This is a genomic window from Novosphingobium sp. 18050, from assembly GCF_902706195.1.
GTDB lineage: Bacteria > Pseudomonadota > Alphaproteobacteria > Sphingomonadales > Sphingomonadaceae > Novosphingobium.
Genome location: NZ_CACSJO010000012.1, coordinates 53,787 through 71,380, shown reverse-complemented (window position 1 = coordinate 71,380; position 17,594 = coordinate 53,787). Strand labels below are relative to the sequence as shown.

Genomic DNA, 17,594 nt, shown 5'->3' with positions numbered 1-17,594 from the left:
CGCGTTGTCATCCCGAATACTTGTCGGCTTTGCGCCGGCCCATGCGCATCCCCGCCTCCAGCCTCGCGCGCAGCTGGGTGTAATATTCGGACAGGAAGCGCCGCTCGTCGCCCCAGCCGTCGTTGCGCCCGATTTTTGCGGCGATGGTATGGTAGACGGTTTCGATCGATTCGGTACGGTCATCGCGCAGCACGCGTTCGAGAGACTGCAATTCGAATTCGCCGTAGACTGCCAGTTCGGCCTCTTTGAAGCGGTACTTGAGCGTGGGCGAGGGCGCTTCTTCGCCCACCGGGGTCTGCACCGCCGTCATCGTGGCTTCCAGCTTCTGCCGCGGGCGTTCCAGTACCCAGCTCCCCGCGATCACGTCGCCGGCGCGCAAGCGGTCGCGGTTGAACAGGGGGAACAGCATGAAGATGCTCAGCCAGCCCGCCGCCGCCAGCCATGCCATGCCGCTGTCCGCGCCGGCCATCAGGATCAGCGGGATCGGCAGGAACAGCTCGATATCGCGCAGCAAGTTGCGGGCGATCACCATCTCGGCGGTCAGGCGGCCACCGTCGCGCGCGGCGATGCGGATGCCGGTCAGCCGCTTGCCCGGCGTCGCCCCGCGCGGGCCTAACTCGAAATAGAGGAAGTAGGCGTTGCGGAACAGGAACATGATGACGATCCACACGATCATCAGGAACTGCAGCGCCTGCGCCGTGGCGCCCTTGCCCTCGGCCTCGCGCATGAACTGGCCGACGCCCCCGGCTATCTGGGCCAGCGCCAGCGTCGAGCAGACCATCAGCACGGCTATGAAGATCAGGTCGAGGATCAAAGCGCCCAGCCGCGCCCCGCGCCCTGCCACCATCACCGGCAGCGAAATCCCTTCGGGGGTGACGAGGATGCGTTCTTTGCGCGCGCGAGGGCGGCGGATGGCGGCGGTGGTAGCCTTCATCGGCGAGCCCCGGTGCGCGCATTGCCCCGGAAGGCGAAGAAATAGGCGCACCACAGCATCAGCATGAAGCCGCCGATGGCAAAGCGGCCGAAGGTATTGTCGACGAGCTGGCGCGCGAAGCCTTCGAGCAGCGCGGCGATCACCAGCATCAGCACCACCCCGGTCATCACCACGGCCGCACGGCGTCCCGCCTCGGCGGTGGCCTCAAGGATCGGGCGATCGCCGGGGAACGCCAGCGCGCGGCCGATGTGCAGCCCCGCCGCGCCCGCCAGCAGGATCGCGAACAGTTCGGTGGTGCCGTGCACAAAGATCCAGCCCGCGAAATCGGTCAGCAGGCCCGCACCGTGATATAGCCATGCCATCGCGCCGAGCAGCGCGAGATTGTGGATCAGCAGCAGCAGCGTCGGGATGCCGAAGGCGAAGCCGAGCGCGAAGGCGAGGATGGAAACCTGCGCATTGTTGCTGAACAGCTGGGCGGCGAACACGCTCAACCCGTCCCGCTCCTGTTCGCCGAACAGCGTACCCCTCAGGGCCTCCGCCGTGGCGCCCGGTACGCGGGCCCCGGCCATGTCCCGCGAGATCAGGGAGAAATACCACTCGGGATCGTGCGAGACGAGCAGCCAGCCGACCGCCACGCCCGCCACCATCACTGCCAGCGCGACGAGGACGTCGAGCCAGATCGCCCTTACCGCCGCGCTCCAGCCGCCGCCCAAGAAGCTGCCCAGCCATTCGGCCAGCGACGAGCGCGGCCCGTAGACGACGAACCAGGCCCGCTGCACCAGCGCTTCGAGATAGGCGAGCGTGGCCGCATCCAGCGAAGTCTCGCGCGCGATCGACAGGCTGGAGGCGACGGTGCGGTAAAGGCCGGGCAATGCCAGCAGGTCCTCGTCGGAGATACGGCGCAGGCGGCCTTTCTCCATGCGCGTGACGATGGCTTCCAGCCGCTGCCAGTCAGCCTCGCGCTCGATACGGAAACGGTCGGAGCGCAATGCGGCGATCTCGATTGCGCTGGCCGAAGTGGGGGACGGGGCGGAAATGGCGTTCATCCGATCGCTCCGGCGCGCTTGATGGCAAGATAGGCGTCGAGCAGGCGCGTGCCCACATTCTGCCAGGGCGCTTCCAGCACGTCGACCCCGATCTGGCGCAGCCGCCGGGTGACCAGCGCACGCTGGCGCAGCAGCTGGTCGGCCGAAACCGCCATTGACAGCGTTTCCAGATCGTCCGGCGTAGCGGCGGAAAGGCCCTCCAGTTCCTCGTCGGCCATGGTCACGAACAGGACGACATGGCGGGAAACGAGGCGGCCCACGCTTTCGATCATCAATTCGGCGCTGGTCGGGTCGGCAAAGTCGGAGAATACCACTATCAGCGAGCGGCGCTGCAGACGGCTGGCCAAAGTCGCCAGCGCCAGGGTGAAATTGGGTTCCTCCGAGCGGTATTCCAGCCCGGCGGCGGCGCGCTGCAGACGGTGGAATTCGGCGCTGGCGGCGATGAACGGGGTGGAGACTTCGGGCCGCGAGGCGAAGCCGAACAGCGAGACCCGGTCTCCGCCCTTGAGCGCGACGAAGGCGGTCGCCAGCGCGGCGGAAACCGCGCGGTCGAGCCGGGGCATCCCCGCGATCGGCTCGCACATCGCCTGGCCGCAGTCGAAGGCGAAGACGATCTGGTTGTTGCGCTCGGTCTCGTATTCCTTGGCGTAGAGATGGACGTGGCGGGCCGAGCTTTTCCAGTCGATGCGGCGGCGGTCCATGCCGGGCTGATATTCGGCCAGCGATTCGAACTGTGTGCCTTCGCCCCGGATGCGCCGGGCGAGCAATCCGTATTGGGCGTCCTTGAGGAATGTCTGCAAAGCCGGGGAGCGGACGGCGGCGATGTTCGGCCAGATCCGCACCGCTTCGTCCAGATCGCCCGTCATCTGCCGCGCGCCGAGGCCCAGCGGCCCGGTCCAGCGCAGCCACGCGCGCACCACTTTGCCCGTGCCGCGGCGCGATGCGGTGAACGCACCGCTGCCGCTCCAGCCCTCATCGCCCCTGGCAAGCGGAAAGACCAACCGGCCCCCGGGAGCCAGTCGCGGATCGCACTCCAGCGCCATTTCCGCGCGTGAGGGGCTACCGCCGCGAAACTGCAGCTGCGCTCCTATCGCCTCTTCGTGGCCCACCTCGACGTCGACGGGGACGGCAACCCGAAGGTCCTCCACCCGACCGGGCAGCAGCGCGTCGGCGATCACCAGCACCAGAATGGCCAGGCATGCCACCGGCGCGATCACCCACAGGACGGGCTGCGCCGCCGCGATCAGCAGCGCTACCGGCGCGGCCAGCGCCAGCAGAACTGCCGCGCGGGCTGTCGGAACGATCGGCGCGCCTGAAAATACGGGAGGGCGACTGCGCACCTTCAGCGCGGCGCTTCGGTCTGTTCGACCAGCTGGCGCACCAGCGCCTCCACCTGCTTGCCCTCGATCTCGGCAGCGGGGCTGAGGAGCAGGCGGTGGCGCAGAACTGCCGTTGCCAGCGCCTTCACATCGTCGGGCACCACGTAGTCGCGTCCGTCGAGCGCGGCCCGCGCCCGCGCCGCGCCGGCCAGCAGAACCGCCGAACGCGGCGAGGCGCCGGATGACAGGTCCGCACTCTCCCGCGTGGCGCGCACCAGTCGCACGATATAGTCGATCACGCTGTCCGCCAGCGTCACCGAGGCGACCGCGCGGGTCGCGCCTTCCAGCTGGGCGGGGGTGATGATCGCGGTGATGCCGACTTCGGCAGGCGTGGGCGCGCCCCGGTTTTCACCGTAGCGCGCAACGATTCGGTGTTCCTCGTCGGCGCTGGGATAATCCACCAGGAGCTTGAACAGGAAGCGGTCGAGCTGCGCCTCGGGCAGGGGATAGACGCCCTGGCTTTCAATCGGGTTCTGCGTCGCCACTACGGTAAAGTGAGCCGGGAGCGCGTGGGCGGTACCGTCCAGCGTGACGCGGCGTTCCTGCATCGCTTCCAGCAGCGCCGCCTGGGTCTTGGGCGGAGTGCGGTTGATCTCGTCTGCCAGAAGCATGTCGCAGAAGATCGGCCCGTGGGTCAGGGTGAACTGGCTGGTCTGGAAGTTGAACAGGTTGGAGCCGAGAATGTCGCCCGGCATCAGGTCCGGGGTGAACTGGATGCGCCCGAAATCGAGGCCCAGCGTCGCCGCGAAGCACTGGGCGAGGAAGGTCTTGGCGGTGCCCGGCGGCCCTTCCAGCAGCACATGGCCGCGCGCCATCAGTGCGATCAGCAGATGCTCCACGGTGTCGGCCTGACCGACCACGCCCTTGGCGACTTCGACGCGGATGGCCTGGGCCAGGACGGCGACGGCTGCGATACCGGCGTTACCCTGCGGTGACTGTTCGGAAAGGACCTGATCGGAAAGGCCCGAATCTGAAAGGGGGGTGTCGGTCATCGGATCAGCATCCTTTCGAGCGCATGAAGGTCGCGCGCGGCTTTCAGAAGGTCATGCGGACGCCGTGCCGCTTTCAGGCGGGCGGCGATAACGGAAAAAGGCTCACCCTCATGGCGGCGGGCGGCAAGCGCACGGTCAATGGCGGCGTCGGCGCGCTCGGGGTCGAGCGTGCGCGGCAGGGCCAGGGCCTGCACCAGCCGCTCCCGCGAATGATCGGCATAGGGCCTGCCCAGAAGATGCCAGCGGCGGGTGCGGCGCACGAAGCCGGCGGCGTTCGATACCAGCGCGCGCTTGCCGAACGCGATTGCCCGCCCTTCCACAAGCGGCGGGCCGAAGCGCATGAATGCCCGCCAGCCGACTACCAGCGCCGCCAGCAGCAGGCACAGTGTCGCCGCCAGGAACGGCGGGGTGAAGGCCAACGTCAGCAGGTTCTGCGAGCGGCCGTAACCGGGCAGCGTCATGTCGAAGCTGACCGCAGCGCCCGGCTCCACACCGCTGGCGCGGACCAGCGCCTCGGCCAGGCGGGCATTCTCGATCCGGGCCATGCCGTAGTTGTCGAGCAGGTCGGGTTCGAAGACGATGATGACGGGGTAACGCTCCTCGTCTTCCTCGTCAGGATACGTGATCGGACCTTGCGCCATGGCTTCCAGTTCGGCGTAGTATCCGCCGTCGCTCATGAAGCCTGCCAATGTCAGCTTCCCGTCCCGGCTGCCGACGATGCGCACAAGACCCTCCCCCTGACCGGACAGCACAAATCGACCGTCCGGCAGCGTACCCCAAAGACCCGCGCCCTGCCATGCGGCAGCCCTCTCGGGCAGCGCAGTGACCTTTACAGACAGCGTATCAAGGAAACCGCGCCATTCGGGCGGCATGGTGCCGGACAGACGTACCCAGCCGGTCTTGGCGTCCTTCTTCTGCTCACGCGTGGGCTTGGCCGGCATCCACTTGGGCGCAATGACGAGCGTGGGGCCGGTATAACGGCGGTTGGCGACGATCTTCTCGATTTCCTTGCCGTCCGCAAAGGCGGGCGGGGTCAGCACCAACAGGCCCGGCTTGTCCAGCGCGCCTTCGTTGCGCACGTTGCTCACCTGGAAGCCGCGCCGTTCGAGATAGTCGGCGAAGGCGGCATAGCCGTTGAGGCCCTTGCCCTCGGCATGAGCCTGCCCGTCGTTGGCAGACCCCATGCCGGTGCCCGTCGCGATCATCCAGAGCAGGGCCACGAACAGCGCCCCGCCCAGCAGGACGATCGCCAGCACTGCCCAGCGCGAAAACGGATTTGCGCCGACAGCGATGCCGCCGGCAATGGAGGTGTCCCGGCGCGGACTCATGCGCGCAGTTCGATCTGCGCAAACCGGGCATAGGCGGCGCGCGCCGCTTCCCAGTCACCCGCGTCGAGATCGCGCAGCGCATATACCGCCCGTTCGACCCGCTCGGCGATCACCGCGAAAGCGCGGCGCCCGGCATCGGGCAGCATCGGCAGCACGGCGATTTCGCGCGCGGTGGAGGCGGCATTCAGCCAATCGGGCCGGGCATCGGAAATCTGGCGGACGCTACGCCGCAGCAACAGGTGGGCCGCTTCGCCGAACTGCCCCTGTGCGGCCAACCGGTCCGCATCTTCCAGCAAAGCCGTCGCTTCTGCCCGGTCTGGCGTCCAGTGGACCTCCTCCGGCGCGGGCTGGCGCATGCGCCACTTGTCCATCAGCGGCTCGATGGCGATCCGCCAAAGCAGGAACAGCGCCAGTAGCACGCCGATCCCGATCAGGACATACTGGAACACCGGCCAGGACATGCCGAGCAGTTCGCCGATGGGTCCGAAAATCTTTTCGAGAAGCCGTCCCAGCGCCTTGAGCCATTCGGGCATCGTCTGCGGATCGGGCAGCCGGGGCTCTGGAAGCGGGGCATACTGGATATCGGCGACATCGCGCACCGCCTTCCAGTCATCGGCCCCACCATTGGCCAATCCAGCCGCAGAGGACCCTGCGGCCGAACCCGCGCCTTGACCTCCGCCAACCGTCACCAGGAAAGGATTGCATGCGCGCTCAGGCGGTGCAAGCGGTTGCTACTATGTGTTAATCGCCCGTCGCACCGACTGCGCCGACGCGGCCTTTGCGGGATCACCCCGTCAGCCGCGAGCACGTGCCCGGCGATAGGTGCCCAGCGGGCGCACGTATTTGCAGTGAAACGCCAGTTCCTGCAACGCCATGTCGACACGCGCCTCGCCGGGCGCGCCTTCGATATCGGCGTAGAAGGTCGTCGCCGCGAAGCTGGCGCGGGCCTGATAGCTTTCCAGCTTGGTCATGTTGACGCCGTTCGTGGCGAACCCGCCCAGCGCCTTGTAAAGCGCGGCGGGAATGTTCTTCACCTCGAAGATGAACGTCGTCATCGCCGGCTGGTCCTGCAGCTCGAAGGGGTCCAGCGGTTCGCGCGCCAGCACCACGAAGCGGGTGGTGTTGTCGGCCGCGTCCTCGACGTTCTCCTCGATCACGTCGAGGCCGTAAAGCTGCGCCGCCAGCTTCGGCGCGATGGCGCAGGCATTGGGGTCGCCGGCCTCGCGGACCAGCGCGGCGGCGCCGGCGGTGTCGGCATAGGCCATCGGCACGATGCCGCGTTCGCGAAGGTAATGACGCGACTGGCCCAGCGCCTGCGGGTGACTGTAGGCGGCCGAAAACGGACCCTTCGCACCGGGCAGCGCCATCAGCGCGTGGTGGATCGACATGAAATGCTCACCCACTATCGACAGCCCGCTTTCGGGCAGCAGGAAGTGGATGTCGGCAACGCGGCCATGCTGCGAATTCTCGATCGGAATGATCGCGCGGGCGGCGCGGCCTTCCTTCACCGCGTCCAGCGCATCCTCGAACGAGAAGCACGGCAGCGGCAGGCAGCCATCGTCATATTCGAGGGCGGCGCGGTGGCCATTACAGCCGGGCGCCCCCTGCAAAGCGACGGCCCGCGCGGGGTCGGCGAGGGTGGCGGCTTCCATTTCGCCGACAAGGGCGATTGCGGGCTGGGGATAGGCATTCATGACTTGCGCGCGATTAGGCGGCAATCGCGATATCCGCAATGGCTCTTGCGCTAGATCAAGGCGCCCATTAGGACCCCGAGCCACAGGATGAGCTTAAATAAGCCGCAGGGGCATGCACGAATGGACGATCGTTTCAATACTATCGCCGGCTGGACTCTATTCTCGGGCATCGTCGGCCTGGGGCTGAGCATTGCCAGCGGAATGTACTTTCAGGCTGACAAGCATCACGCACCCGAGACGGCGGGCTATCCGGTCGAAGGCGTAGCCGAGAAGGGCGAAGGCGGCGGAGACGTGCCGATCGCAACGCTTCTGGCCAGCGCCGACGTGGCGAAGGGCCAGGCGACTTTCGCCAAGTGCACCTCGTGCCACACGATCAATTCGGGCGGCGCCAACGGCATCGGCCCGAATCTCCACGGCGTCGTCGGCGAGGCGATCGGCCAGGGCGTGGGCGGCTTCGCGTTCTCCGACGCTCTCAAGAGCAAGGGTGGCAACTGGTCGTTCGATGCGCTGAACGATTGGCTCAAGAGCCCCAAGGCCTATGCGCCGGGGACCAAGATGACCTTCGCCGGCCTGTCGAAGCCGGAAGACCGCGCCAACATCATCGCGTACCTGAACACGCAAGGCTCTAACCTGCCGCTTCCGGCCGCCGATGCAGCACCTGCTGCGGACGCTGCTGCCGCCCCCGCCGCCGAAGGAGCAGCTGCTCCCGAAGCGAGCGAGGCTGCCGCGCAGTAACAACAGCATCCGGCTCTGCCGGTTGAAAACGGTCCGCTAGCGCCGCCGAGTCGCTAGCGGGCCGTTTTCGTCTTTCGGGGATATGGTGCGGCTGGCAGGCGCAGCTAAAACGCTGCCGCCATTCCAGCCTTGGCCAACCTGACGGTCAGCCCTGGCCCTTGAAACCCTTCGCGATCACGTACCACTCCGAGGAGTCCTTGCGGCTCGCAGGCGGCTTGGCATGTTTCACACTGGTGAAGTGGCGCTTGAGCAGCGACAGCAGTTCCGTGTCGGTGCCGCCCGCCAGCACCTTGGCGACGAATGTGCCGCCCGGCGCCATTGAATGGATGGCAAAGTCCACCGCCGTCTCGACCAGGCCCATGGTGCGCAGGTGGTCTGTCTGCTTGTGGCCAACGGTGTTCGCCGCCATGTCCGACAGCACCAGGTCCGGCGGCCCGTCCAGCGCACCTTCCAGCGCGGCAGGGGCCTCGTCGGCCATGAAGTCCATCTCGAAGATGGTCACGCCCTCGATCGGATCGGTGGGCAGAAGGTCGATGCCCACGACTTTGGCCTTGGGGGCCTTCATGCGCAGCACCTGGCTCCAGCCGCCCGGCGCGATGCCGAGGTCGACCGCGCGGGTCACGCCTTTGAACAGGTCGAATTTCTCGTCCAGTTCGATCAGCTTGTAGGCGGCGCGGCTGCGATAGCCGTCGGCCTTGGCCTTCTTGACGTAAGGATCGTTGATCTGGCGCGTCAGCCAGCGCGCCGAACTGGTCGTGCGCTTCTTGGCGGTGCGCAGGCGCTCGCCGGGGTCTTTTCCTGAACGGCTCATCTTGCACCTATTGCGTTATGTACGGCGTCGCGCACGCCGGGCGCGCGAACATGGCCGTGGGAAGGACTGTGGGAAGCGATCAGGCTGCGCAGGATACCCTCGCGGATGCCCCGGTCGGCCACGCCAAGGCGTGCGGCCGGCCACAGATCGAGAATCGCCTCGAGAATGGCGCAGCCCGCTACCACGAGATCGGCGCGCTCACGCCCGATGCAGGCCACCTCGCGGCGTTCCTCCAGCGACATGGAGGATAGACGCGTGCTGATGTCGCGCATCGATTCGGCTGGAACGATCAGCCCGTCGACCATGCGGCGATCATACTGCGGCAGTTCGAGGTGCAGGCTGGCAAGCGTGGTGACGGTGCCGCTGGTACCCAGCAGGCGCAGCGGGCCGTCCTGCCCCGCGCTCTCCCGGGCCGGGGCGACGCGCTTGGAAAATGCCGCGAAACTCTCCGCGACAAGGCTGTGCATGTGGCGATAGCGGGTCAGGCGGTCCTCGCGCGTGGCGCCTTCGGGCGCGCAGCTTTCGGTCAGCGAGACGACGCCCCAGGGTACGCTCTGCCAGTCGAGGATGCGCGGCACGGTGCCGGTGCTTTCGATCAGGACCAGTTCGGTGGAACCGCCGCCGATGTCGAAGATCATCGCCGGGCCCAGCCCTTCCTCAAGCAGGACATGGCAGCCAAGCACTGCCAGCCGCGCTTCCTCGCGTGCGCTGATGATGTCGAGCGCAATGCCGGTTTCTTCGCGGACCCGTTCGATGAACTCGGTGCCGTTGGTGGCGCGCCGGCAGGCTTCCGTTGCCACCGAGCGGGCGAGAAAAACGTTGCGGCGCATCAGCTTGTCCGCGCAGATTCGCAGCGCCGAAAGCGTGCGCTCCATCGCCGCATCGGAAAGCCGGCCCGATTGCGCAAGCCCTTCGCCCAACCGCACCACGCGGCTGAAGGCGTCGATCACGGTGAAATTCTCTCCCGAGGGACGGGCGATTAGCAGGCGGCAATTATTGGTGCCAAGATCGATCGCGGCATAGGCCTGGCGCGGATAGGGCGCGCCCGAAGGCGGTGCGGCAGGGGCCGGAATTGCCGGTGCCGAGACGACAGGCGCGATTTTCCCGGCGGGCTGGTCGACCACCTTGGCGGGGGCTGTGGCCACTTTTGCCACGGCAGGAGACTTTGCTGCGGCCGCAGTTCTGGACTTGTTTTCTGCGCGCGGCGCTTTGCCGGCCTCGGGCCCTCGCGCGCTCCCTGACGGGCGCGCCTTGCCCTTGGCTGTGCCGGCGGTCTGTGGGCTGCCAGGCGAACCCGCCTTGCCCTTACGACCTTTTCGCCGCCGTCCCGGACGGCCCGACACATCGACTTTCGCTGCCGGCGGATCTTGCTCCGCCATGATTTCAATTCTCGTTCACATATCATTCCGCCGGATCGGCGGACACCTGACCGCGATGCTAACGCCCTGCGGGCAAAGGCACAAGGGGCGCTACTTTCAGAACCTTCACCAAGGCACTTGACGCGAATCAAAGCCGCATCTAAGGGGGGCGCCTCTCCGGTGCCCTGTCGTCTAATGGTAAGACTGCGGTTTCTGATACCGCCTATCGAGGTTCGAATCCTCGCGGGGCATCCAGAGATTTTTCCCTCGTCACTCAGGGTGATAAGCGGGATTAGCCAGAATGGTTCTCAGGCAGAACCGCTTCCACACATCGCTGGATAACGAAGTCGCTGCCGGCGCTTTTGCAATAATTTTCGGTGTGGATGGCGCGCGATTGCGAGCGGTCATCCGTCATGCCTTGCGTTATTCGCCACCGATGCCGGGCTTCTCGCCAAAGTTTATTTAGATGACGTCCGATCGCGGTGAACGCGGATGGATGCTGCTGGGCGCTGTTCTATGGGTAGCCCGCGATCGGCGCCGCCGACCATAAAGAAAGGCCGGGACGACAAGTCGTCCCGGCCCATCCGAAATTCCCTTCCCGCAAGCCGGAAAAGGCCAGTCGTTCGTTCCGCTTACTGGAAGAGCGACAGGAGCGTCTGCGGTGCCTGGTTGGCGATCGACAGAGCCTGCACGCCCAGCTGCTGCTGGACCTGAAGGGCCTGAAGGTTCGCGGATTCCTTGGCGAGGTCAGCGTCGACGAGGCTGCCGATACCGGTCGTGACAACGTCGGTCAGGTTGCTGTTGAAGGCAAGCTGGCCGTCGATCTGGCGCGAACCAGCGCCGAGCTCGCTCAGGCTGGTCTTCACTTCGTCGAAGAACGTGTCGAGAGTTGCGGACAGGTCCGAAGCTGCCGTGGCAGCTGCAGCCGAGTCCGTACCTGCGAGCGCGGTGATCGTGGCATCGTCGGTCGAATCGCCGAAAGCGGTGGTCGCCTTCGTCGTGTAACCCTGGTTGGCGATCGAGAGCGTTTCATCGCTCGAGATCGACTGCAGGGCGCTCACTGCGCCATCCGTGGTGCCGCCGTCCTTCAGCAGGTTGACGCCGTTGAAGTCCGAACCATCGATGATCGTGTTGATCTGCTTCTTGAGCGAGACCAGATCCTTCGAAATTGCGGTGCGGCTTTCAACGTCGAGGCCTGCGTCCGAGGCTTCGAGAGTCTTCGACTTCATCTGGTTGAGGAGGTCGGAGATCTGCTCGCCGCCAGCGACGGCAACGTCCGTGACGCTCTTGGCGTTGTTGAGCGAGCTGGTGACAGCGTTCAACTTGCCGAGGTCGCCGCGGAGCGTCTGGGCGACAGTGTACTTCGCCGAGTCGTCCTTCGTGGACGCCACGTTCAGACCCGTGGTGATACGTGCCTGCGTGGTTTCCATCGAACGGTTGGTGGCATTGAGGCTCTGGAGAGCTGCCATGGCACCAGCATTGGTGTTTACCGAAAACGCCATTTCAAGTTTCCTTCTAGGTTACAGACCGATTCTGCGGTCCGGCGACAGAAACGCTGTCGTCCGTGCAATCCCGAAAAAGACGGGTGCATGATTATTCTAGGAGGACTCTGGGCGTGACGGTTTAATCCTTGAAAAATTAGCTTTGTGACGGCGTTCGACACACATGGAAAAGCCGCCGCCCTGCGTTAGGGCAGCGGCTTCTCCATGTGCCGGTAGGGTAGCGCCGATGGGAGGCGCTGGAAGCCCTTAGAACGGGAAGAGCGCGTCGTAGATCTGCTGGCCCCAGCGGGCCTGCTGGGCGTCCGTCAACTGGCCTCGTCCGCCGTAACTGATGCGTGCTTCGGCGATCTGGCTGTGGCGGATGGAATTGTCGCGGGCGATGTCCTCGGGGCGGATCACGCCGGAGACGACCAGTTCGCGCAGCTCGAAGTTGACGCGCACTTCCTGCTTGCCGCGGATCGCCAGGTTGCCGTTAGGCAAAACGCCGGTGACGGTGGCGGCGACGGTCATGTTGATCTGTTCCGAACGCGAGGTGTTACCCGCGCCCACGGCGCTCGATTTCGAATTGGTGCTGGCGAGATTCCCGGGGTCGGGATTGCCCGGCAGCACCTTGCCGATCTGGCTTTCCAGGCCGAGCAGGGCGGCGATACCGCTGCTTTCGCTGCCGTTGCGGGTGCGGGTGGTGGTGTTGGCGACCTGCGCGTTGTCGGCGATGTTGATGCGGATCGTGACGATATCGCCTACGCGCGAGGCGCGCTGGTCGCGGAAGAAGGCGCCGCCGCCGGTGCGGAACAGTGAGGCGCCGCGCGCGGCCTCTTCCGCCTGCGGATCACCGCCGTCAGCCGTGCGGCCTGCCACGGAATGGTTGCCGAGCGATGGTTCGATGCGAGGGGCGACAGGCTCGCCCGCCTCAGTCAGCTTCGGCGCCTTGCCCACGTTCTTGAGACGGCCGACCGAGCCGCAGCCAGCCAGCAGCGAGGCCGATGCAAGAAGGCAGGTAAGTGCGGCAAGACGGGACTTCATGGACAGCATTTCCTCAGGGCGCCTGTATGCGCACTTCGCCGGCGGCCATGGCGACCCCCTCCAGCGTGCGGTTGGTGGCAAGGCTTATCACGCGCACCGGATCGCCCCGGCCCGCATCGCTGAGCGCACGGCCTGAGGAGGTGATCCGAAGCCCCCCCGAAACGAGCGAGATCGTCACCGTTTCGCCCCGGCGCACGACCCGCGCGGAAGTGACGTCGGCGGCCCGCACCGGTGCGCCTGCATTCAGGCGGCGGGTGGTTTCCTGTCCTGCCGCTTCGGCCGGGCTGAGTGCGTTGCGGGCGACGGCGGGCAGCACCCGCGCGGTTTCAAAATCGGCTTTCGAGAGCACTTCGCCCCGCTCCACCGCGCGCGCCAGTACCGGCGCGAACTCGGTCCCGGGGGCGGGCGCAGTCGCGGCGGCAACGGCGAGGAGCAGGGCGGCAAGCATCGGCGTCAGACCGTCTGGGTCGAGGTCTGCAGCATCTCGTCTGCGGTCTTGAGGACGCGGCTGTTCATCTCGTACGCGCGCTGCGCGGTAATGAGTGATGTGATTTCCGACACCGGGTTGACGTTGGAAGCCTCGATGAAGCCCTGGCTCAGGGTGCCGAACGCGGGCTGGCCGGGGGTGGAGACATTGGGCTGGCCCGAAGCGCCGCTTTCCAGGAACAGGTTGGAGCCGATCGCCTCAAGGCCCGCCTCATTGATGAAGGTGGCGAGTTCGAGTTGTCCCACGGTCTGCATTTCCGCCTGGCCCGCCAGCTTCACCTGCACTTCGCCGGTCTTCGATACGGTGACGCTGAGCGCGCCCTGCGGGATGGTGATGTCCGGCTGCACGCGGTAGCCGTCCGTGGTCACCAGTTCGCCCTGGTCGGAGAGCTGGAACGAGCCGGCGCGGGTATAGCCGATATCGCCCGAGGGGAGCGAGACCTGGAAGTAGCCGGGGCCGTCGATCGCCATGTCATAGGCATTGCCGGTGCTGGTCAGCGCGCCCTGTTCGGTGATGCGGTAGACGCCGCCGGTCTTCACGCCCGCGCCGATCTGGATGCCGGTGGGAACCTTGGTGCCGTCCGGGCTGGTCGCCGCGCCGGGGCGCGAAACCTGCTGGTAAAGCAGGTCCTCGAACTCGGCACGCTGGCGCTTGAAGCCGGTGGTGTTCATGTTGGCGATGTTGTTCGAGATGACGTCGACGTTGGTCTGCTGGGCAAGCATCCCGGTCGAGGCGATGGAGAGCGAACGCATGGGGGACTCCTTCGTAAGGTTGGGGTGCTGGCGTCAGGCCAACGCAGGTCAGGTGAGCTTGCTGAGGCGGCCGATGGCGTTGCGGCGCATGTCGGCGAGGTCGGAAGAAAGGCGCTGGCTCGTCTGGTAAGAACGCAGAATCTCGACCATGTGGGTGGTTTCCGAAATCGCCTCGACGTTGGAGCCTTCTACGCCGCCGCTGCGCAGCTTGGTCTGGGCGGCGGTCATCATCTGGCCGCCGCTGCCGGTCAGCACTCCGTCGCCGCGCGCCTCCAGCATGTTCTCGTCGGCGAAGCTGGTGACGGCGAGGCGGCCCACCGCTTCCTCGCCCGACATGACCGAGCCGTCCGGCGCGATCGTCAGGCTGCCGAGCTGATCGGTGGGAACGGTGATCGGCCGGCCGTTCTCATCGAGCAGGCGCTGCCCGCCCGAAGTAGCCAGCTCGCCGGTGTCGAGTACCTTGATGAAGCCGGCGCGGGTATAGGCGGTGGAACCGTCGGGAAGCTGGACGTTGAGGTAGCCCGGCCCGTCGATCATCACGTCGAGCGCGTTGCCGGTGGACTGGAAGGCACCCTGCGCGGTGTCATGGACGGCGCCGTAATCGAGCACGAAAGAGGTCTTGCGCGCATCCTGCACGGGGGCGTCCTGCGCGTTTTCGACGTATTCGTGGAACAGCGCCTGTTCGCGCTTGTACCCCGTGGTCGAAACGTTCGCCATGTTGTTCGCGGCAACGTCCAACTGGCGGCGCAGGGCCTGCTCATGGCTCAGCAGAACGAAGGAGGAGACGTCCATGGCGGCACCTTCACGAAAAAGTTCGGTATAACCCGCAGGGAAGGGGCCCTGACCGGGAAACAATCCTATATATAGGAATGAAATCGTGTGCGCGGATGTGCGGGCAAGATTTAATGGCCGGGTGTCAGGGGTGATTGCGTGTCCAGCGAAGTGAGCGACGTTGCGTCGGCCGAGGTGTCCGAAGGGGCAGCCGACGGCGCGGCCGTAGCGGCAAAGAAAAAGCGCGGCCGTCTGATCGCGATTGCCGTTGTGGTGGTCGGGATGCTGGCCGGCGCGGGCGGGGTCTGGTGGTACATGCAAGGCAGCGCCGGACATGCGAAGCCGGAAACGGAAGCCGAAGCTCCGGCGGAAGCGCCTGAGCACGAGGGCACGGCGAACGCCGACCCTTCGGCCGCCTATATAGAGGTTCCGCCGATGATGGTGAACCTGCGCGGCGGCGGGGCCCAGGCCAAGTTCATCAAGCTGCGCTTCATCATCGTCGCCGCCGATGGCAAGACCGATGCCGTCAAGGCGCGCCTGCCGGTGATCCTCGACGCGCTGCAACCCTTCGTGCGCGAACTGCGCCCCGACGACCTCAACGGCGCGGCGGCGGTGTTCCGCATCAAGGAAGAAATGCTGCGCCGCTCCACTCAGGCTCTGGGCGCAGGCATGGTGCGCGACGTGCTGATTCAGGACCTGATCCAGCAATGACCGGCGAGCGCGACGACCCGGCTTCTTCCGCACCTCGCCCGGAAACCATCCGCCTTGCCGCGGTGGACGGTGATACCGTGCCTCGCCGGGGCCTGAAGGCCGTGCTGGAATCCAATGTCATCAGCCACGAACGGCTGCCGATGCTGGAAGTGGTCTGCGAGAGGATGGTGCGCAATTTCGCCACCTCGATGCGCAACCTCACGTCCGATGCCATCGACGTGAACCTTGAGTCCATCACTTCGGTGCGCTTCGGCGATTTCATGGGCAACATGGCGCTGCCCTCGCTGTTCGGTGTATTCCAGGTGAAACCCTGGGAAAGCTACGGCGTCGTCACCGTCGATGCCGGGCTGATCTACGCCATCGTCGATGCCCTGCTTGGCGGGCGCGGCGGCGCCCGCACCCAGCAATCCGAGGCACGCAGTTTTACCACCATCGAGATGAGCCTCGTCAGCCGCGTGGTGCAGATGGCGCTCGACGATCTGGCCTCCGCCTTCGAAGAGATCGCCGCCGTCACGATGGGGCTGGAGCGTATGGAATCGAGCCCGCGCTTCGCTGCCATCGCCGAGCCGAGCAATGCCGCCGCCGTCGCCAGCTACACAATCAGCATGGAAGGCGGGGGCGGGGTGTTCTCGATCCTGCTGCCCTATGCGACGATCGAGCCGGTGCGCGACAAGCTGCTCCAGCGCTTCATGGGCGAGAAGCTGGGCCGCGATCACATCTGGTCGGCGCACATGGCCAGTGAACTGTACAATACCGAGGTCACCGTCGACGTCGTGCTGGGCGAAAAGATGATGTCCCTGCGCGAAGTGCGCAGCCTTGCGGTGGGACAGACCATTGCGCTCAGCCATAGCCCGGAAGACGCGCTGCAGGTCCACTGTGGCGGGGTGCCACTGGGCCGCGCGCATATCGGCCAGCGTTCCAGCAACATCGCCATCCGCATGGCAACCGACATCTCCAAGGGATATCCGAAATGACCGCAGGACTGACTGCCGCCGCCGCGATCAACCTTGTCCTCGTGGTGCTGTGCCTGTGCGTGCTGGTGCAGAGCGTGCGCATGGACCGCCGCATCCGCACTTTGCGTGACAACAACCTGGGCGAGGCGGTCTTCCGCCTTGACCGTGCGACCCAGCAGGCCCGCCTGGTGCTGGACGACCTGCGGTTCGTCCTCGCCAACGACGTGGCTGCACGCGCGGAAGGTGCAGCTGCGGCCGAGGCCCTGCGTGAAGAGCTGGCGATGATGGTCGACATCGGCAATTCGGTGGCGGAGCGCATATCGGACGCCGCAAGCGAAGCGCAGGCAGCAGAAGTGGCTGCAAGGTCGCGCAGCCCCCGGACCGCCCAGATCGAGTCCGCTGAAAGTCCTGCCGGGCAGGCTAGTCGGGCAAGCGCGGATGCCCTTGCCTCCGCCCGGACTACGGAGCTGAGCAGCAGGGTGTTCGACATCCTGTCCGCACACGTTCCGCGTGGCAGCGCCGTGGCATGATCGGCCTCAAGGCCCTGACCCGGCCGACGCGGCTGATGCTGGGCGTCGCGGCAGTGGCAGCGGTTGCCAATGCGATCGCGCTCGCGGCCCCGCCCGAGATGGCCGGTGCCGCCGGGCCGGAAACGAGCCGCCTCGGCGCCTCGCTGCAGGACGCAGCGGCGCAGCGGGATCGCACTGCGGCGGCGAACCGCCGTAAGCTCGAAATGCGCGAACAGGCCGTTCGCGCGGGCGAGGCACGCCTTGCCGGGCAGGTGAAGCAGCAACAGGCCGAAGCCGCCGCCAAGCCTGCCGGCGCCGATGCGGCGGGCGGAGCGGGGGGGCCGTCGGTGCCTTACGATAACCTCGCGCGGATCTACCAGACGATGAAGCCGAACCGCGCAGGGCCGATCTTCGAGAAGCTCGACATCGAAGTGCAAAAGGAAGTCGCCACCCGCATGCGCGAACGCGCCACCGCGCAGATCATGGCCAACATGTCACCGGCAGGCGCCGTGGAACTGTCGATGGCGCTTGCGGGGCGCAAAGTGATCAAGGGCGCTGGCGGGGCGAAGCAGGCGGGGAAGTAGGACCAAGGCAGGCTGCACGGTTCGA

General features: G+C 66.3%; 19 protein-coding genes and 1 tRNA gene. 6 read left to right on the top strand and 14 right to left on the bottom strand.

Annotation, left to right across the window (positions count from 1 at the left end):
• Positions 1-7: 7 nt before the first annotated feature.
• From GVL61_RS13255 to GVL61_RS13225, 7 genes are all read right to left on the bottom strand, one after another.
• Positions 8-934, bottom strand: a complete 927-nt coding sequence (locus GVL61_RS13255; protein ID WP_159980785.1) for an RDD family protein — start codon at positions 932-934, stop codon at positions 8-10.
• Positions 931-1,980: a stage II sporulation protein M gene (locus GVL61_RS13250; protein ID WP_159980783.1), complete on the bottom strand. Its 1,050-nt coding sequence runs from the start codon at positions 1,978-1,980 to the stop codon at positions 931-933. Before GVL61_RS13250 ends, GVL61_RS13255 begins: the two co-directional genes overlap by 4 nt.
• Entirely contained in the window at positions 1,977-3,320 is a 1,344-nt protein-coding gene (locus tag GVL61_RS13245; RefSeq protein ID WP_159980781.1) for a DUF58 domain-containing protein, read from the bottom strand. Before GVL61_RS13245 ends, GVL61_RS13250 begins: the two co-directional genes overlap by 4 nt.
• Before the next feature lie 2 nt (positions 3,321-3,322).
• The gene (locus GVL61_RS13240) at positions 3,323-4,351 is read right to left on the bottom strand and encodes a MoxR family ATPase (protein WP_235037680.1); all 1,029 of its coding nucleotides are present in this window, start codon (positions 4,349-4,351) and stop codon (positions 3,323-3,325) included.
• The gene (locus GVL61_RS13235; protein WP_159980779.1) at positions 4,348-5,679 is read right to left on the bottom strand and encodes a DUF4350 domain-containing protein; all 1,332 of its coding nucleotides are present in this window, start codon (positions 5,677-5,679) and stop codon (positions 4,348-4,350) included. The genes GVL61_RS13240 and GVL61_RS13235 overlap by 4 nt, the downstream gene beginning before the upstream one ends.
• Positions 5,676-6,311, bottom strand: a complete 636-nt coding sequence (locus tag GVL61_RS13230; protein WP_159980777.1) for a hypothetical protein — start codon at positions 6,309-6,311, stop codon at positions 5,676-5,678. Before GVL61_RS13230 ends, GVL61_RS13235 begins: the two co-directional genes overlap by 4 nt.
• A gap of 162 nt (positions 6,312-6,473) precedes the next feature.
• A complete protein-coding gene (locus GVL61_RS13225) occupies positions 6,474-7,373 on the bottom strand; it encodes a prephenate dehydratase (protein WP_159980775.1) in 900 nt (299 codons plus the stop codon).
• Positions 7,374-7,493: 120 nt separating this feature from the next.
• On the opposite strand from GVL61_RS13225, the gene GVL61_RS13220 reads away from it, so the two are divergent.
• Positions 7,494-8,108, top strand: coding sequence for a cytochrome c family protein (locus GVL61_RS13220; protein ID WP_159980773.1), 615 nt, complete (start codon positions 7,494-7,496; stop codon positions 8,106-8,108).
• A 145-nt stretch (positions 8,109-8,253) separates the two neighbouring features.
• On the opposite strand, the gene GVL61_RS13215 is transcribed toward GVL61_RS13220, so the two are convergent.
• Together GVL61_RS13215 and GVL61_RS13210 are read right to left on the bottom strand one after the other, a co-directional pair.
• Positions 8,254-8,919 (bottom strand): RlmE family RNA methyltransferase, encoded by a 666-nt coding sequence (locus tag GVL61_RS13215; protein WP_159980771.1) that lies wholly within the window; start codon positions 8,917-8,919, stop codon positions 8,254-8,256.
• Complete coding sequence (locus GVL61_RS13210) at positions 8,916-10,298, bottom strand: Ppx/GppA phosphatase family protein (protein WP_159980769.1); 1,383 nt, start codon at positions 10,296-10,298, stop codon at positions 8,916-8,918. The genes GVL61_RS13215 and GVL61_RS13210 overlap by 4 nt, the downstream gene beginning before the upstream one ends.
• Positions 10,299-10,458: 160 nt before the next feature.
• Here GVL61_RS13210 and GVL61_RS13205 point away from each other — a divergent pair.
• Positions 10,459-10,532, top strand: a tRNA-Gln gene (locus GVL61_RS13205).
• Positions 10,533-10,909: 377 nt separating this feature from the next.
• Here GVL61_RS13205 and GVL61_RS13200 read toward each other — a convergent pair.
• The 5 genes from GVL61_RS13200 to GVL61_RS13180 all read right to left on the bottom strand — a co-directional run bounded on the left by GVL61_RS13200 (position 10,910) and on the right by GVL61_RS13180 (position 14,833).
• The gene (locus GVL61_RS13200) at positions 10,910-11,779 is read right to left on the bottom strand and encodes a flagellin (protein WP_159980767.1); all 870 of its coding nucleotides are present in this window, start codon (positions 11,777-11,779) and stop codon (positions 10,910-10,912) included.
• Between the two features lie 246 nt (positions 11,780-12,025).
• Positions 12,026-12,802, bottom strand: coding sequence for a flagellar basal body L-ring protein FlgH (flgH, locus tag GVL61_RS13195; protein ID WP_159980765.1), 777 nt, complete (start codon positions 12,800-12,802; stop codon positions 12,026-12,028).
• Positions 12,803-12,815: 13 nt separating this feature from the next.
• Positions 12,816-13,250, bottom strand: coding sequence for a flagellar basal body P-ring formation chaperone FlgA (gene flgA / locus GVL61_RS13190; protein WP_159980763.1), 435 nt, complete (start codon positions 13,248-13,250; stop codon positions 12,816-12,818).
• A 5-nt stretch (positions 13,251-13,255) separates the two neighbouring features.
• On the bottom strand, positions 13,256-14,041 hold the full coding sequence (gene flgG / locus GVL61_RS13185) for a flagellar basal-body rod protein FlgG (RefSeq protein WP_043973866.1): 786 nt from the start codon (positions 14,039-14,041) through the stop codon (positions 13,256-13,258).
• A gap of 48 nt (positions 14,042-14,089) precedes the next feature.
• Complete coding sequence (locus GVL61_RS13180) at positions 14,090-14,833, bottom strand: flagellar hook-basal body complex protein (RefSeq protein WP_159980761.1); 744 nt, start codon at positions 14,831-14,833, stop codon at positions 14,090-14,092.
• Between the two features lie 138 nt (positions 14,834-14,971).
• On the opposite strand from GVL61_RS13180, the gene GVL61_RS13175 reads away from it, so the two are divergent.
• The 4 genes from GVL61_RS13175 to GVL61_RS13160 are packed head-to-tail and all read left to right on the top strand — an operon-like array spanning position 14,972 to position 17,569.
• Positions 14,972-15,523 carry a flagellar basal body-associated FliL family protein gene (locus GVL61_RS13175; protein WP_368667123.1) on the top strand — a complete coding sequence of 184 codons (552 nt, stop codon included), beginning with the start codon at positions 14,972-14,974 and terminating at the stop codon, positions 15,521-15,523.
• The gene (fliM, locus tag GVL61_RS13170) at positions 15,520-16,497 is read left to right on the top strand and encodes a flagellar motor switch protein FliM (protein WP_159980759.1); all 978 of its coding nucleotides are present in this window, start codon (positions 15,520-15,522) and stop codon (positions 16,495-16,497) included. Before GVL61_RS13175 ends, fliM begins: the two co-directional genes overlap by 4 nt.
• A complete protein-coding gene (locus tag GVL61_RS13165) occupies positions 16,494-17,006 on the top strand; it encodes a hypothetical protein (RefSeq protein ID WP_159980757.1) in 513 nt (170 codons plus the stop codon). The genes fliM and GVL61_RS13165 overlap by 4 nt, the downstream gene beginning before the upstream one ends.
• A complete protein-coding gene (locus GVL61_RS13160) occupies positions 17,003-17,569 on the top strand; it encodes a MotE family protein (RefSeq protein WP_235037679.1) in 567 nt (188 codons plus the stop codon). The genes GVL61_RS13165 and GVL61_RS13160 overlap by 4 nt, the downstream gene beginning before the upstream one ends.
• Positions 17,570-17,594: the final 25 nt, after the last annotated feature.

Excerpts from the sequence above, each read along its gene's own strand:
- GVL61_RS13255 (WP_159980785.1), bottom strand. The coding sequence starts at position 934 with ATGAAGGCTACCACCGCCGCCATCCGCCGCCCTCGCGCGCGCAAAGAA.
- GVL61_RS13250 (WP_159980783.1), bottom strand. The coding sequence starts at position 1,980 with ATGAACGCCATTTCCGCCCCGTCCCCCACTTCGGCCAGCGCAATCGAG.
- GVL61_RS13240 (WP_235037680.1), bottom strand. The coding sequence starts at position 4,351 with ATGACCGACACCCCCCTTTCAGATTCGGGCCTTTCCGATCAGGTCCTT.
- GVL61_RS13235 (WP_159980779.1), bottom strand. The coding sequence starts at position 5,679 with ATGAGTCCGCGCCGGGACACCTCCATTGCCGGCGGCATCGCTGTCGGC.
- GVL61_RS13225 (WP_159980775.1), bottom strand. The coding sequence starts at position 7,373 with ATGAATGCCTATCCCCAGCCCGCAATCGCCCTTGTCGGCGAAATGGAA.
- GVL61_RS13220 (WP_159980773.1), top strand. The coding sequence starts at position 7,494 with ATGGACGATCGTTTCAATACTATCGCCGGCTGGACTCTATTCTCGGGC.
- GVL61_RS13215 (WP_159980771.1), bottom strand. The coding sequence starts at position 8,919 with ATGAGCCGTTCAGGAAAAGACCCCGGCGAGCGCCTGCGCACCGCCAAG.
- GVL61_RS13210 (WP_159980769.1), bottom strand. The coding sequence starts at position 10,298 with ATGGCGGAGCAAGATCCGCCGGCAGCGAAAGTCGATGTGTCGGGCCGT.
- GVL61_RS13200 (WP_159980767.1), bottom strand. The coding sequence starts at position 11,779 with ATGGCGTTTTCGGTAAACACCAATGCTGGTGCCATGGCAGCTCTCCAG.
- flgH (WP_159980765.1), bottom strand. The coding sequence starts at position 12,802 with ATGAAGTCCCGTCTTGCCGCACTTACCTGCCTTCTTGCATCGGCCTCG.
- flgA (WP_159980763.1), bottom strand. The coding sequence starts at position 13,250 with ATGCTTGCCGCCCTGCTCCTCGCCGTTGCCGCCGCGACTGCGCCCGCC.
- flgG (WP_043973866.1), bottom strand. The coding sequence starts at position 14,041 with ATGCGTTCGCTCTCCATCGCCTCGACCGGGATGCTTGCCCAGCAGACC.
- GVL61_RS13180 (WP_159980761.1), bottom strand. The coding sequence starts at position 14,833 with ATGGACGTCTCCTCCTTCGTTCTGCTGAGCCATGAGCAGGCCCTGCGC.
- fliM (WP_159980759.1), top strand. The coding sequence starts at position 15,520 with ATGACCGGCGAGCGCGACGACCCGGCTTCTTCCGCACCTCGCCCGGAA.
- GVL61_RS13165 (WP_159980757.1), top strand. The coding sequence starts at position 16,494 with ATGACCGCAGGACTGACTGCCGCCGCCGCGATCAACCTTGTCCTCGTG.
- GVL61_RS13160 (WP_235037679.1), top strand. The coding sequence starts at position 17,003 with ATGATCGGCCTCAAGGCCCTGACCCGGCCGACGCGGCTGATGCTGGGC.